This is a genomic window from Pedobacter sp. UYP1, assembly GCF_040547305.1.
GTDB lineage: Bacteria > Bacteroidota > Bacteroidia > Sphingobacteriales > Sphingobacteriaceae > Pedobacter.
This window is the reverse complement of the sequence record NZ_JBEPPL010000012.1, coordinates 183,100-197,142: the sequence shown is the minus strand read 5'-3', so window position 1 is coordinate 197,142 and position 14,043 is coordinate 183,100. Positions and strand designations below refer to the sequence as shown.

General features: G+C 39.5%; 13 protein-coding genes. 7 read left to right on the top strand and 6 right to left on the bottom strand.

Annotation, left to right across the window (positions count from 1 at the left end):
* Positions 1–76 precede the first annotated feature (76 nt).
* Together ABIB30_RS20680 and ABIB30_RS20675 are read right to left on the bottom strand one after the other, a co-directional pair.
* Entirely contained in the window at positions 77–1,207 is a 1,131-nt protein-coding gene (locus tag ABIB30_RS20680; RefSeq protein WP_354304943.1) for a helix-turn-helix domain-containing protein, read from the bottom strand.
* A 106-nt stretch (positions 1,208–1,313) separates the two neighbouring features.
* A complete protein-coding gene (locus ABIB30_RS20675; protein WP_354304942.1) occupies positions 1,314–2,147 on the bottom strand; it encodes a helix-turn-helix domain-containing protein in 834 nt (277 codons plus the stop codon).
* A 170-nt stretch (positions 2,148–2,317) separates the two neighbouring features.
* Here ABIB30_RS20675 and ABIB30_RS20670 point away from each other — a divergent pair, with 170 nt between their 5' ends.
* The 5 genes from ABIB30_RS20670 (at position 2,318) to ABIB30_RS20650 (ending at position 6,990) form a co-directional block, all read left to right on the top strand.
* Complete coding sequence (locus ABIB30_RS20670) at positions 2,318–3,682, top strand: amidohydrolase family protein (RefSeq protein WP_354304941.1); 1,365 nt, start codon at positions 2,318–2,320, stop codon at positions 3,680–3,682.
* A gap of 3 nt (positions 3,683–3,685) precedes the next feature.
* Positions 3,686–4,045: a VOC family protein gene (locus ABIB30_RS20665; protein ID WP_354304940.1), complete on the top strand. Its 360-nt coding sequence runs from the start codon at positions 3,686–3,688 to the stop codon at positions 4,043–4,045.
* An 8-nt stretch (positions 4,046–4,053) separates the two neighbouring features.
* Positions 4,054–5,172, top strand: a complete 1,119-nt coding sequence (locus ABIB30_RS20660; RefSeq protein WP_354304939.1) for an L-dopachrome tautomerase-related protein — start codon at positions 4,054–4,056, stop codon at positions 5,170–5,172.
* 45 nt (positions 5,173–5,217) lie between these two features.
* The gene (locus tag ABIB30_RS20655; RefSeq protein WP_354304938.1) at positions 5,218–6,267 is read left to right on the top strand and encodes an aldo/keto reductase; all 1,050 of its coding nucleotides are present in this window, start codon (positions 5,218–5,220) and stop codon (positions 6,265–6,267) included.
* Positions 6,268–6,405: 138 nt separating this feature from the next.
* The gene (locus tag ABIB30_RS20650; protein ID WP_354304937.1) at positions 6,406–6,990 is read left to right on the top strand and encodes a dihydrofolate reductase family protein; all 585 of its coding nucleotides are present in this window, start codon (positions 6,406–6,408) and stop codon (positions 6,988–6,990) included.
* On the opposite strand, the gene ABIB30_RS20645 is transcribed toward ABIB30_RS20650, so the two are convergent.
* Positions 6,975–8,156 (bottom strand): epoxide hydrolase, encoded by a 1,182-nt coding sequence (locus ABIB30_RS20645; protein WP_354304936.1) that lies wholly within the window; start codon positions 8,154–8,156, stop codon positions 6,975–6,977. The genes ABIB30_RS20650 and ABIB30_RS20645 overlap by 16 nt on opposite strands.
* Positions 8,157–8,282: 126 nt before the next feature.
* Between ABIB30_RS20645 and ABIB30_RS20640 the strand changes: the two genes are divergently transcribed.
* Both ABIB30_RS20640 and ABIB30_RS20635 read left to right on the top strand, forming a co-directional pair.
* Positions 8,283–9,248, top strand: a complete 966-nt coding sequence (locus ABIB30_RS20640) for a GlxA family transcriptional regulator (protein WP_354304935.1) — start codon at positions 8,283–8,285, stop codon at positions 9,246–9,248.
* 168 nt (positions 9,249–9,416) lie between these two features.
* On the top strand, positions 9,417–9,677 hold the full coding sequence (locus ABIB30_RS20635; protein WP_354304934.1) for a hypothetical protein: 261 nt from the start codon (positions 9,417–9,419) through the stop codon (positions 9,675–9,677).
* A 78-nt stretch (positions 9,678–9,755) separates the two neighbouring features.
* Here ABIB30_RS20635 and ABIB30_RS20630 read toward each other — a convergent pair whose 3' ends face one another.
* The 3 genes from ABIB30_RS20630 to ABIB30_RS20620 all read right to left on the bottom strand — a co-directional run bounded on the left by ABIB30_RS20630 (position 9,756) and on the right by ABIB30_RS20620 (position 13,901).
* Positions 9,756–11,354 (bottom strand): serine hydrolase domain-containing protein, encoded by a 1,599-nt coding sequence (locus tag ABIB30_RS20630; protein WP_354304933.1) that lies wholly within the window; start codon positions 11,352–11,354, stop codon positions 9,756–9,758.
* 154 nt (positions 11,355–11,508) lie between these two features.
* Complete coding sequence (locus tag ABIB30_RS20625; RefSeq protein WP_354304932.1) at positions 11,509–13,080, bottom strand: mechanosensitive ion channel family protein; 1,572 nt, start codon at positions 13,078–13,080, stop codon at positions 11,509–11,511.
* Positions 13,077–13,901: a hypothetical protein gene (locus ABIB30_RS20620; RefSeq protein ID WP_354304931.1), complete on the bottom strand. Its 825-nt coding sequence runs from the start codon at positions 13,899–13,901 to the stop codon at positions 13,077–13,079. The genes ABIB30_RS20625 and ABIB30_RS20620 overlap by 4 nt, the downstream gene beginning before the upstream one ends.
* Between the last annotated feature and the right edge of the window lie 142 nt (positions 13,902–14,043).

Sequence of the window (14,043 nt, the reverse complement as noted above, 5' to 3'; positions counted from 1 at the left end):
AGTCGAACGCATTTGTTTCAAAAAATGAGTATGAGTAATTAAAAAGACAAAGTACGAGTAATTACAAAAACCTGTTTTACAGAATCTTACGATAAGAAGTAGGTGTATTACCAGTGTGCTTTTTAAAGGCCGTATTAAAAGAAGATTTTGAATTAAAACCTACATCGTATAGAATTTCTAGTACAGTGACCTTACTTTTTGTAGCATCTCTTAAAATATCCATAGCACGCTCTATACGATAGGTATTCACGAAATCATAAAAATGCTGCTCTAATTTATGATTGATTAAAACTGATAAATCCCGAACGGGGATTTTAAGGTCTTTAGAGACATGTTGAATGGTTAAAGAAGGATTAAGAAATGGCTTTTCCTCCATCATATATTTCTTTAATTTCAACAAGTCTTCATTGTACTCTTTTTCACGTAAAACTAATTGCACACTATTTTTGTCTTCGGAAACTATATCCGCTACAAGTTTTAATCTTGAATCGATATTTCTGAATAAGCCTGGATTATTTAATGCTTTATATAAATACCAAAAAACGATGATCAGTTCAAATAAGAAAAGTCCAATTTTTAACCATTCGGAAATGTAAAGGTATTCAGTAAACTTAAAAATGTTTTTTAACAGCGCTACAAAATAAAAGGCAGACAGTGCCACCGTAAACTGAAATAGCCAATTAAGCGACTCCATACTTGCTCCTGTATAATTTTCAAGATATATTTTTTTTGCTTTTCTTAATATCATAAAAGCTGCAACGACGTATACTATAATTTGAATATGTAATAAAATATGATTGAACTGTATTTCCAGCATACTGCTGCTTTTTTTAAGAAAACTAATTTTAGAAGCCAGACTGACAGTATAAAAGCGAGGCAATAAGATTAGATTGGCTATTAAAAAAGCAATTCCATGAATTAAATGTCCTGGTTTTAGCTTGAAATCGGAATAGCAGACGGATAAAATGTATAAATAAAAGGTTGGAAGTTGTAAGAAAAAAATTGAGCTTATAAAAACTCTTGTATTTAAAGGGATTTCAAACAAGTAGCCTAGATTTATGCTAAGATCAATGGCATTTAAAATCAGGAAAAAAGCAAAAAGACAATTACTTAATTTATGTTTTGTTTTGACTGTAATCAGAAAAAAAGATAAAAACAATGAAATGAACATCGCTATTAAAGCGATTATAACTGAAATTTTGTCCATTAATGGTTCTTAGCTATATGATATGCCCTATTTGCCGGCTTACATGGCGTAGCTAATTTAGCCAATTTTTACAATTATTATTTATAATCTAAAAATTCATGTCTGCTTAATCTTGCTGCCTGAAGTTCACAGGACTCAGCTTCCTCCTGCTTTTGAAAAAGTGAGACAAATGGCTTTCATCTGTAAAGCCAAATTCATCAGCGATATGTTTCATACTTAATGAAGGATCCTTCAACCGCTTTTCAATAAGCTTTATGCGGTATTCATTTACATATGCCCGGTAACTGATACCAAATTTATTCCTGAAATAGTCACTAAAATAAGTAACAGCAATATTAAAATGGGGGGCAATATGCTTGATTCTGATCAAAGCCGGATCATAAATATGCTGGTGGATATACGATATCAGTTCCTCCTTGCCGGGTTGGCCGTCATCAATACGGATACTCAGTTTTGCTGCTGCTTCTCTGATCAGCCCGAATATAGACAAGATCTGATAATAAACCAGTGGAGACGAAGCAACATCTTTGCGGCAGTTATAATCCACAATATTTTCTATGATCTTCCGGAGAATAGAAACACAGGGCTCATCCATTTTCAGTTTCACTTCTTTCAGCAGCTTATGGCTCATTATAGCCTCTGGTGTAGATAGAATCAATGCATCCGGTCTGTTCATCTTGTGTCCTGAAAAGTAACTATCTGTGAATTTGATGAAAGTAAAGTGCGTACTTTTTCTGATTTCAAAATGATGGTGATCTTCAGGACTTAGAATAAACAAGTCACCTGTAATATAAGGGATTTTATTATTGTTCAGCAGGTGGATCCCCGAACCTTTACGGATGTACACGAGCTCATAATAAGTATGGCTATGTGCGGGCAGATGGAATATTTTCTCTTCAAAATCATGTATCACTAACTGATCAAACTGTGTTTTCATCATAAAGGAATCCAAAAATCAGGATAAATCTACAACAAAACACCAGATTTATACAAGGCAAACAAAATAGGTTTACCGATTTTTGTAAGAAAGCGGGGATTATAGATCTCAGAAAAAACAAAGCGTCACCGCTAAAGGTTTATAAATGAAGACATCAAAAACAATATATACCTATGAAAAATATCATTACAACAGGAGCTTTATTACTCAGCACAACCCTGCTGATGCCTTCCTTCAAAAGTGCAGATTTACCCGGTAATGGCGGTACTTTATTGAAAGACGTTACATTGATCGATGGCAACGGCGGCAAGCCACGGGAACATATGGATATTCTGATACAGGGTGACAGCATAGCTGCTATCGGTAGCAAATTGAAAACTGCAGGACTGCATGTAATTGACCTTAAAGGCAAAACTATTATGCCCGCACTTATCAGTGCCCATATGCATCTCGGTACATTGAAGGGAACAAACACCAAAGCAGCAAACTATACAAGGGAAAATATCATGGCCCAGCTAAAAAAATATCAGGACTATGGTGTTAACAATGTTATGATCATGGGTACCGACAGGCCGCTGTTATTTGAAAGTGGTCTTCGGGATTCGTCTCTGAACGGACTGTTGCCTGGCGCAAGGATACATTCTGCCGGTTATGGTTTTGGAGTACCTAAAGGTGCACCACCCGTGGAATTTGGAATGGACAATGTATACCGCCCTGCCTCCGCAGCACAAGTACCGGCAGAAATGGATAGCCTTTTAAAAGTAAAACCAGACGTAGTGAAGATGTGGGTAGATGATTTCGGCGGTAAATTCACGAAGATGAAACCAGAAATCTATCAGCGGATCATTACTGAGGCACACCAGCGCAACCTGCGTGTAGCAGCGCATGCTTATTACCTGAGCGATGCACGTAAACTAGTTAATGATGGCCTGGATATCATTGGGCATAGCATCAGAGATAGTGTAATCGATGATGTATTGGTACAGCAGATGAAGGTGAAAAATGTAGTTTACATCCCTACCCTGTCATTGGATGAATTTGCCTATATCTATGCACGTAAACCGGAATGGCTCAATGATCCTTTTTTCAGAAATTCACTGGAACCTGGCGTTTACGAAATGATCACTTCAGAGAAATACCAGAGTGATCTGAAAAATTCACCAGATTATGCTAAAAATGTAAAGGCCTTTCAAACAGCGCTTAAAAATCTTAAGAAGTTAAATGATGCGGGTATCCTGATAGCGATGGGTACTGATAGTGGCGCCACGCCGGTAAGGGCGCAGGGTTTTAGCGAACACCTGGAACTGGAGCTGATGGTACAGGCTGGCTTAACTCCATTACAGGCCATTACTTCAGGCACCAGGAATGCCGCTAAAGTTTTAAGGATCGACCAGAAATCCGGTACCATAGCAAAAGGAAAAACGGCAGACTTACTTATCGTAGATGCTAATCCAGCTACGGACATTAAAAATACCCGGAAAATCTTCGCTGTATATAAAGCGGGAAAAGAGGTGAGTAAAGGACCACTAAAAAAATAATACATGCTTGAGCTTATCAGACTGGACCATCTGCTAATTATCATACCGCCAGGATCAAAGAAAGCAGCCAGAAAGTTTTATACCGAAGTGCTGCAACTTAAAGAAATTCCTGGCATGCATCCCCGTGGAGCAATATGGTTTGAAATGGCCGACATACAGTTACATCTCAGGGAGGAAGAAGGACATAAAACAACCTCAGACCGGCACCCGGCTTTTGTGGTTTCCAGACTGGAAGCAGCCATCAATTTTCTAAAGATGCAGGGCATTCCAGTTAGCTTTTCCTCTGAAATAGATGGCAGAGAACGCTGTTTCTTCCGTGATCCATGGGGTAACAGATATGAATTGATTGAATACAAAAAATAATGAATAGAATGAAATACCTTATCCCGATATCTTTTTTACTTCTGAACATAGTCACTGGCAGCAAACTAAAGGCACAGCAGCCCGAGGTAATCGCAAGGCTAAATCCTCCGGCACCTGATATGTCAGGTATCGCTGTAAGTTCAGACAACAGGGTCTTCCTCGGTTTTCCGCGTCATGCTGATAATCACCAGTCATTTGCGCTGGCAGAATTAGTTGATGGGAAGCCTGTACCCTTTCCCAATGCAGAATATGTATATCCTTCATCTAAAGCTTTCAAAGACTGGTTAGTATCGCCACATGGTCTATATATGGATAAAAATGATGTATTGTGGATTTTGGATGATGGCAAGCGCGATGGACTTAAGGAAATACCCGAAGGCGCGGCTAAAGTGGTTGCACTGGATAGCAAAACAAAGAAAATTCTCCATACGCTGGTGATTCCAAAGCCAGTTCTTTCTGATGATTCTCATTACAATGACTTGCGCGTAGATTTATCGCATGGCGCAAAGGGTACAGTATACATTGCAAATTCTGGTTTCGGGGAGCGTTACTCTCTGCTGGTTATCGATGTAGCTACGGGTAAAACCAGGGAAGTTTTGCTGAACCATTATAGCACATCGCCCGAGCCTGGGTTTATGGGCTTTTTGGAGGGCAAGCCACTCAGCTACGATTTTAAAGCACAAACCTTTCCTGCTGGTGGTATCGATGGTTTAGCACTTAGTCCGGATAGTAAAACATTATACTGGACAGCAATTACTGGTCGCCGGATGTATAGCCTGCCTACCGAAAGCTTGAGCAATCCTGCTATCAGTGAACAGCAATTGCGGGATTTGGTGAAATATGAAGGCGAACATCCTGCTTGCGACGGACTCGCGGAGGATGAAAACGGGAACATCTACTTTGGTGCCTTTGAGCAGCAATCTCTTGTGCAGCGAACAACCGATGGCAAATTTCATTTGCTCGCGCACGATAAAGATAATTTTGTCTGGCCAGACGGTCTGGCTTATCGCAACGGTTACCTATACGTGACCCTGGGACAATGGAACCGCCTCCCTGGCTTTAATGACGGCAAAGATTTACGAAAACCACCCTATCTGGTAGAACGTATCAAAGTAAATGCGAATTAACAGAGTGAACGCGAATTAACAGGTTATATATTTAAAACAAGAAAAATGGAATACAGACAATTAGGTGCATCGGGATTACATGTACCAGTACTGAGTTTTGGAACAGCCACATTTGGCGGTGGCAATGATTTTTTCAAAGCCTGGGGAAGTACAGAAGCCGAGGAAGCAAAAAGACTAATCGATATTTGCCTGGAAGCAGGTGTAAACTTTTTTGATACCGCAGACATTTATTCAGACGGGCTTGCCGAAGAAGTACTTGGAAAAGCCATCGCCGGTAAGCAAAGAGATAAACTGATCCTTTCTACCAAATCTACCTTTACTTTTGGTGAAGGGCCCAATAACCAGGGTTCCTCCCGTTTACATATTTTAAAGCAAGTTGAGGGAAGCTTGAAACGCCTGGTTACAGACTATATCGATGTGTACCATATGCATGGTTTTGATGGCAATACCCCGGTGGAGGAAACCCTGAGAACATTGGACGATCTGGTACAGAGTGGTAAGGTCCGCTATATTGCCGCCTCCAACTTCTCTGGCTGGCATTTGATGAAGTCGCTCGCAGCCTCAGAGAAAAACAGCTGGAACCGCTATGTGGCCCATCAGGTTTATTATTCTCTGGCAAACCGTGAATATGAATGGGAACTGATGCCGCTTGGACTTGATCAAAATGTAGGCGCCATTATCTGGTCTCCTCTTTCTGCTGGTCGGTTAGGTGGTAAATATGGCCGTAACAAGCCTGTTCCAAAAGAGGGACGTGTAGCACAAGGTGGCAGTCCGGTTCCGGAGATGGTGGTTAAGGAAGACATATTTTACAACACGATTGATGCACTGGAAGAAATAGCGCAAGAAATAAACAAAACCGTAGCACAAGTAGCCCTGAACTGGTTGTTGCAACGTCCTACGGTGTCCAGCATTATTATTGGTGCACGGAATGAAGAACAGCTGAAACAAAACCTGGAGGCTATCGGATGGAACCTTAATGCAGATCAGGTAAAGAAACTCGATGAAGCCAGTACTGTACCGCCAACTTATCCTTACTGGCATCAATGGCAAAATAAATCTCTGAATCCTACTCCGGATTTTTATGGTAAATTATAGAGCTCATTCATTTTAGTTCTTTAAAATCAAAGCATATGAAGGTGTCTCAAAAGCACCCTCATATTGTCACGATTACCCCCACATTTAGGTATCCCGTTCGTTTAACTTTATACAAACATTTAAACTAATGTAAATAAGATGAGAAAGATCAGAATTATGGAACATAGCTCACTCGATGGCGTCATCCAGCACGAAAACGACGAAGGTTTCGCACATAGCGGATGGACGACACCTTACCGTACGCCAGCTGGGCTACAAGCTGTCATCGAGGCACAGGGCAATAACTTCGATCTGCTGCTTGGCCGCCGCACTTATGATAGCTGGGCAAGCTTCTGGCCAAAGGCCGGGGATAGTCCAATAGCGAATAGTTTGAACACCGCGAGAAAACATGTCGCTACCCACAGACCAGAAAGCCTTGAATGGGGTCCTGCTGAGGGTTTAGGAGCAGATATCATCACTAGTATCCGAAGCCTCAAGGCAATGGACGGCCCCGACCTGATCGTTTGCGGAAGTTCAACACTTACTTCGGTATTGCTAAGCCATGGATTAGTTGACGAGGTTGTGCTAATTGTCTATCCGGTTTTACTAGGCCGGGGAAAACGTTTTTTTTCGGACAATGCCGATCCGCGCGAACTTTCATTTATCAGTTCCAAGGTTACTCCTACGGGCGTATTGATCAATACCTACCAACATGTTGGATCACTGCCTCAGTCACCATCATGAGCAACAGTATTAACGTCATAATCAGCATTACGAATAGCAAACGCAGAAAAATCCGTAAAAGCCTCACGTATGTCTTTTGCCAGTAAACCAGGGGTTTCCATAGCAGGGAAGTGTCCGCCATTATCCATATTTTTCCAGCGCTTTATCTCGAAGATCCTTTTTCCAAAAATTTCGGGAATCTGGATACAGTCCTTTGGAAATATTGCGAAATATGTAGGTGTATCAATTTTCACCGCTCCTTCCTTAGCCGGCTGATGCATGGTTTCATAGTAGATTCTTGCAGCAGAACCAGCAGTTTGGGTAAACCAATAGATCGAAAGATTTATCAGTAGTTCATCTTTAGTAAAACTATTCTCAATGTTACCTTTATTATCACTCCAGCTATTGAATTTCTCAATAATCCAGCCTGCTAACCCGGAAGGAGAATCGTTTAAGCCATAAGCTAATGTTTGAGGTTTAGTCCCTTGAACAGCAACATATGCGCCTTCTTTTTGTTGCCATTTACCAGCTGTTTGCAGATAAGCCTGTTCATCTTCACCAAATTCAGCGAAGTTAGCAGTGAAAAATAGATCGGGTGGTATATTGGTGAGGTGCAGGGCCTTTACTTTTTTATTTTCTTGCATAGCCATTTGAGTGGCTATACTTGCGCCCCAATCACCTCCATGGATAAAAAAAGTAGTATAGCCAAGCGTTTCCATTAATTTATTGAATAAGCTGGCTATTTTAACAGCGCCAACACCTTCTTCTTTTGGGAGTTCAGAAAATCCAAAGCCAGGAATAGATGGAATGATGACATCAAAAGCAATCCCATTATCATCTGGTTCGGTTAAAAGGGGGATTAGTTTAATAAATCTATAAAAAGAATCGGGCCAGCCATGAATCAGCAAAAGAGGTAAATTCTTTACTCCTCTACCTTTTTGATGAATAAAATGCAGGTTTACAGCTTCCCCTTCAGTCTTAAAATGCTCGAATTGATTTAATATTTTTTCATGTACAGGCCAGGAAAATTCATTGCCCCAATAATCGCATAGTTCTTTTAGGTAAGCCAGGTTTGTTCCGTATTCCCAGCCACTATCCCTTATCTCATCAGGCCAGCGGGTTTTAAGCAGCCTTGATTTTAGATCTTTAATTTGGGTGGCGCTAATTTCAATTTTGAAAGGCTTCATTTTTCTTTAGTTTTATGAGCAGATATTATTTAAGGCAAAACTATACTGCGATCAGCATAACAACAGGGTGTACATATGGCAACTTAAGGGGTTGTTTGTACAAAACGGAGCTTGTATATTTGAATCATGAAGCAAATCTGTTTTTTGCTGGTCGGTGGCAAATTGAAACCCTCCTCTTTATTTGGTGCGATTGAAGTATTTGAAAAAGCCAATCTGTTTTTACAGGAAAAAGGGCGGCCTCCTTGTTATTCCATTCAATTAGTTGGTGAGGAATTTGGGCAGCCAATGCTAAATTCCTTTTTTTCGCTTCGGTCTTTGAAACATACCAGCGAAGTCAAAAAAACGGATTGTATCATTATTCCAGCATTTGAACCAGAAGAAAATGCTAAAACAAGCTATGCAGAAGCCCTGACCTGGTTAGTTGACCAGTACAAAAACGGAGCAGAAGTAGCAAGCCTTTGTTCAGGTGCATTTTTGCTGGCAGCATGCGGTCTTTTGGACGGTAAACCATGTTCAACGCACTGGAGAGCAGAAGCGGTATTTAAAAGAATGTTTCCCAAAACACTACTGGCAACAGATAAAATTATCACAGATCATCAGGGTATATACACATCGGGCGGCGCGATGTCGGCCTTTAACTTGTGTCTTTATCTTGTAGAAAAACATAATGGACGGGAAGCAGCTCTTTTCTGCACAAAACTTATGCAACTGGATATTGAAAGGCATTCACAATCCCCATTTCAGATATTTACGGGCCTTAAAAAACACGCCGATGAAATCATCAGGGATATTCAGGATTTCATTGAAATGAATACCAGCGAAAAGATAACCGTTGATTTCCTTGCCGCCAAATGTAATATGGACAGGGTCAATTTTTCACGAAGGTTCAAAAAGGCGACACAACTCCCTCCAGTTGACTACATTCAGCAGGTAAAGATAGAGGCCGCAAAAAGAGCATTGGAAACAGGAAGTCAAAACATTAACGAGATCATGTATTCGGTAGGCTATATTGATGCGAAAGCCTTCAGAACTATATTTAAAAAAGTTACCGGCTTAAGCCCGACTGAATACAAATCAAAATTTAGTCATTAATGTTCTATGTAAGTCAATATTCATCCCATTTCTGCTTTAAAAAACATATTTATTAAAAGCAAGCTTCGACTCTAATTACAATAATGCGGGTAATATCACTAAATTTGCCGCCCAAATGAACATACCGTGCGCAGGCCCGGAACAATTAGAAAATTACTAAAAACACAAATGGAAGATAACGATTTTGTATCAATCTGGCTGGAAGAAAACGGAAACCCTGCCATAGAGGAATTAACGCAACTAAACCTGGACATTGCCAGTAAAACAGCAGAAACTTTAGCCGATAGAGGTGTCTCAGAAAATGAACTGGCTGTTTCTGTGGACATCAATCCTGATGAAATCAAAAGATGGCTGATGGGCAGGCATTCTTTCAGTATAAAGACAATAAAAGAAATCTCTGGTCAACTGGCAGCTTATTCTGCGAAGTAGGGATTGCCATAAAAACGGCAAAGCTTAATGTCTTTTTGCTTTATGAGCGCAGGACATTGAGCCTTGCAGTTTAAAACATTATAAAATTGCCGGTAGCAGGTATTTTTCTACGATTTCATCCGCCTGGACGTGTGCGAAGGCTTTACCATACGCCGAAGCGGTGATCACGATTACAACGGGCAAATCTTTGAACATGTAGATCTTGTTTCCACCATTTCCACTACTATAATATACCTGGTAGGATTTACCAGCTACAACAAAAGCCTTATTCCAAAAAAGAAGCCCGTAAAAACCAGGTCTATCCGCCGGAAGAACCTGTAAAGGAGAAAAACTTTTCGCTATCCAAGACTTTTCGAGCAAGCGCTTGCCATTATATACGCCACCATTTGAATACAATTGACCGTACTTCGCAAAATCAAGGGCGCGTAATCTGAGTCCGCCACCACCAAAAGGCTTGCCCTGAGGTGTTCGTGCCCATTCAAGTTTTTCTATATCCAACGGTGCAAAGAGTCTGCTATTCGCAAATGCCTCTGCCCCGCCCGGTATACTTTTGTCGAGAATATCCATTACTAAATTGGTACCCGCGGTAAAATATGACCAACTTTGACCATTTTGACGTCCGGAATCCATTGGAAGGTCAAGTGCAAATTTCGTATAATCAGTTGTTGGATACATATTCTCCTCATTTCCAACAGAGGTTTCCACCTCATCATTCCCTTCAAATGCAGCGCTCATACTCAATAGATCTACAATTTTTACGCTATCCTTTTTGGTACTATAATTTGCATAATTCCGGAGCTTATAGAATTCCATGAGCGTCTGATTTTCAGAAGAAATAAAACCCTCCTTGATAGCCATTCCTGTAAGAGTTGCGGTTACCGATTTGCTCACCGATCTCGGATCGTGCAGGGTTTCCCTTTTTTCTCTGTTATAATACTGTTCCAGAAGTAATTCCCCTTTTTTCAAGACCACGATACCGTTGATCATGCGGTAGGTTTGATCGGCAATTTTTGTATTTAGTGCAACAATCAGTTCTTCATTCAGCTTCCCTTTGGAAAGTTTAAACCCACTTTCTGCAGCTATGGGCTGCGGAGCCATTTTCAGTGGATCAATTTTCCTCGGAATTCTGGTCACATTAATTCTTGCCTTTGCCAGCACCGAACTATATTTTGTGCCATTCTGTTCAATATAAACACTCGCACCTATTTCAAGCACTTTTGGTTGTGCACTCAAAAGCGACATTCCAGCTTTTGCCATAAAGCGGTCCCAAAGGTTAATGCTCCATAATCCAGACCTATTTGAGCTGATCAGCACAATATCCAGAGGACGATTAGTAGTTTTATCTTGTGGCAGGATAGCACCTGGTCCAAGGTTTTCAGTATAAACCTTTTTACCATCTACATAAAAATTAAAACTATAATTACCCTTAGCCACTAGTTCTTCTGCTTTTAATGCAGGAGCGATTTTAGTAAGTTCAGCTTGAAGGGAAGCACCGGGCGATAGCAACAGGTACAAATCCTTATCTGAACCGACATTATAGGAAGATATGGCACGAGAAATCTGGATACTGTCTCTTGCAGGCCTGAAATCAAAAAAGGTCATTTGCTGTGCGTAAGATTCCAACGCAAAAAGCGGTAGTGTAAGAAGAAGGAGAATGGCGTTAAATTTCCGTATCATGATTTTTTTATCTAAAAATAAGAGAGGAGAATGCAAGAATTATCCGAATTCAATTTTTCAATAATCTTATTTAGAATAGGATAGGAAAAAATTGTTACATCTGCTGTGGACTTAGGCTGAAATTAAAAAACGAATGGTTCCTTTGCATTCCAAACTAATCTTTATGTTCTTCTGAATGATCTGAATGATGAATATGAATATCTTGCTGAGGAAATGGTATTGAAATACCATTTGCCTTAAATTCCGTAACAATTTTAATTATAAGATCGCTTTTCGTAACATATATATCTCCAATGCGTTTTGTCCAGAAATATATTCTCAGATCAATTGAACTATGATTAAATTGTTCATATTGGACAATAGGGCCTGGGTTCTTATTGATCCTTTGTTCATTATTTAAAATATCTGTTACTAGTTGCCTGCTTTTTTCAAGATCAGAATCATAAGCAATACCAATCAAAATAGATGCGCGTTTACGGTTTCCACCAAGTGACCAATTGACCAAATGTGTATTAAGCAGGTCACCATTAGGCATAACTACATCTGCACCATCCCAGGTTGAAATAACACTGCTTCGGAATCCAATAGATTTCATAGTACCCCCCTGCCCATCAACATCAACAATATCTCCCACATTCACAGGCTTTTCAAATGCAATAATAAGTCCGCTAACCAAATTATTAACAAGTGTTTGCAGACCAAAACCTATACCAACACCAAGGGCGCCCAAAATTATAGTTACCCTATCCATTGGAATTCCTGCTGCGGCAATAGCCAGAAACAAACCGATACTGAGAATAGAAATACGAACGAGTAATAACCAGCTACCTATCCCCTCATAGCTATCCTTGCTATCTTTACTGAAACGAAGATGTCTATCCGAAGCAAAAAAAGAAACAATCTTAGAAATGACAACCGAAATACCCATGATCACCACAAACAAAAGCATATTATTAATGCTAAATGTGTAACTGCCAAGTGTACGTTCTTCGCTGAAAAAAAATAAAAGCGGCTTGGATAAGTAGTCAAATGCAGGAAAATTACGCCCAAATAATACACCCCAACCTACGATAAGCAATAAGTAGAATAATAAAGGCGCTTTCCTGCCTACCTTCTCGAAATTAAGATAAAAGAGCTTCTTATCCTGACCAGAATATACATTAAATGCAAGAACCAGGCCCTCATTAATCAACCGCACTGTCCAAAGAAAAAGGATGGCTATAATAACATTCAAGTAACCGCTGATAAAAAACGCCTTTGCTATATTGTACCTTCCAAAGGTATTTGCCAGAACTGATATAAGTTCCAATAAAACCATAAAAGCGATTGACCAGATAATCCATTTTTCCCTAAGTTCGTCCCGACGTCCTTTCAATAAGATAATTAAGCCTGCTATAGTTCCAAATATCGAAACAAAAAGCATCATCCAACGTTCGATTCTTGAGGCCTGAAGTATCAAGTTACTAATGGCAGCCAACATAAACAGGATCACCATAACTAACCATACACGCATCCAGTATTTGCTTATATAAGTTTTAAAAATAATGGTCAGACAAATACAGCATATAGACCAAAAAATAACATTTAGAATGAAAGGAGGTGATAGAAAGCCAAACTGAAATAAGCTAATAACAATCAACAATGCTGAAAGCATTGGATACCTGATAACCAACTGACCTTCAAAATCAGGTTTCAACAGATTGCCTTCAATGTAAATATTCTTCAAAGAGCGCAAATAAATAAAGGAAGTAAAATAAGTAAGATCAACAGGATAAATTTACCAGCGTTATTTTCAGCATAAAAACTAAGCGTGAGTAAACCTTTTGTTTTAGAGAAATCAAGTATTTCTCCAAATGGGCGGTAAAATCCCTCCGGCCCTAAAATACTATCAAACTCTTTTTTAAAAGTATGATCGACCATATCTTTCTGGTAAGATTCGATTTCTTCCAGGCTGCTCTGCAGTTTAAAAACAGTCAGGTTAACTTGATTGAGTAAGCTTTGAATATTGTTGGCCGCCAGTTTCAATGAGCTATCTACAGGAGTCGTTTCGTAGGCAATAACCCTTATCTTTTGCAAATATTTACTCAACGTTGTTGAATCCTTTGGAAACTTAAACAGTGCAGGAACACTTAACAAAGAATCCAGTTGATATCTAAAATTGTTTAGATCTTGCTGACGGACATCTAAATTAACTTTCCTGGTATTTGCTTCATTAAGCAATTCTGACAATATTTTTGAGGTAGCCGTTAAATTACGAAAGGTCTGAGCTGTTCCTTTATTGGTAAAGACCCCATCTCCGGCAACGACAAAATCCTGTTCAATTTCCTGAAGTACCAATTTGGTTCCCGGTGTATCAAGCTTGCTTTTAAGATAAATTTTGGCTTTTTGCATAGTGTGCCTTAATTCATCGAAGGTCTTAATTTGATTAATGGACGCTTTATCAGCATCAAATTCTTCCGCACTTTTCTTTGACGACCGTTTTGCAAATGCTTGCATTTTCTCCACAAAATCAAGTTTTAAACTGTCTTTTGCAATAGAACTACTCACAGTATCTCGCTTTTGCGCGTGCAAAGTAATGCAACAAAAGAAGCATACAGAAAATAAAATTAAGTAGTATATTTTTCTAACGAACATAAATTGAGCAGAGATTAATATTCAATTATACATAAAAAGTTATCTTTATAGCTTA

Bases quoted from the DNA above. Each gene is read 5' to 3' on its own strand.
- ABIB30_RS20660 (WP_354304939.1), top strand. From the start codon at position 4,054: ATGAAATACCTTATCCCGATATCTTTTTTACTTCTGAACATAGTCACT.
- ABIB30_RS20630 (WP_354304933.1), bottom strand. From the start codon at position 11,354: ATGATACGGAAATTTAACGCCATTCTCCTTCTTCTTACACTACCGCTT.
- ABIB30_RS20680 (WP_354304943.1), bottom strand. From the start codon at position 1,207: ATGGACAAAATTTCAGTTATAATCGCTTTAATAGCGATGTTCATTTCA.
- ABIB30_RS20635 (WP_354304934.1), top strand. From the start codon at position 9,417: ATGGAAGATAACGATTTTGTATCAATCTGGCTGGAAGAAAACGGAAAC.
- ABIB30_RS20675 (WP_354304942.1), bottom strand. From the start codon at position 2,147: ATGATGAAAACACAGTTTGATCAGTTAGTGATACATGATTTTGAAGAG.
- ABIB30_RS20665 (WP_354304940.1), top strand. From the start codon at position 3,686: ATGCTTGAGCTTATCAGACTGGACCATCTGCTAATTATCATACCGCCA.
- ABIB30_RS20655 (WP_354304938.1), top strand. From the start codon at position 5,218: ATGGAATACAGACAATTAGGTGCATCGGGATTACATGTACCAGTACTG.
- ABIB30_RS20670 (WP_354304941.1), top strand. From the start codon at position 2,318: ATGAAAAATATCATTACAACAGGAGCTTTATTACTCAGCACAACCCTG.
- ABIB30_RS20645 (WP_354304936.1), bottom strand. From the start codon at position 8,156: ATGAAGCCTTTCAAAATTGAAATTAGCGCCACCCAAATTAAAGATCTA.
- ABIB30_RS20640 (WP_354304935.1), top strand. From the start codon at position 8,283: ATGAAGCAAATCTGTTTTTTGCTGGTCGGTGGCAAATTGAAACCCTCC.
- ABIB30_RS20650 (WP_354304937.1), top strand. From the start codon at position 6,406: ATGAGAAAGATCAGAATTATGGAACATAGCTCACTCGATGGCGTCATC.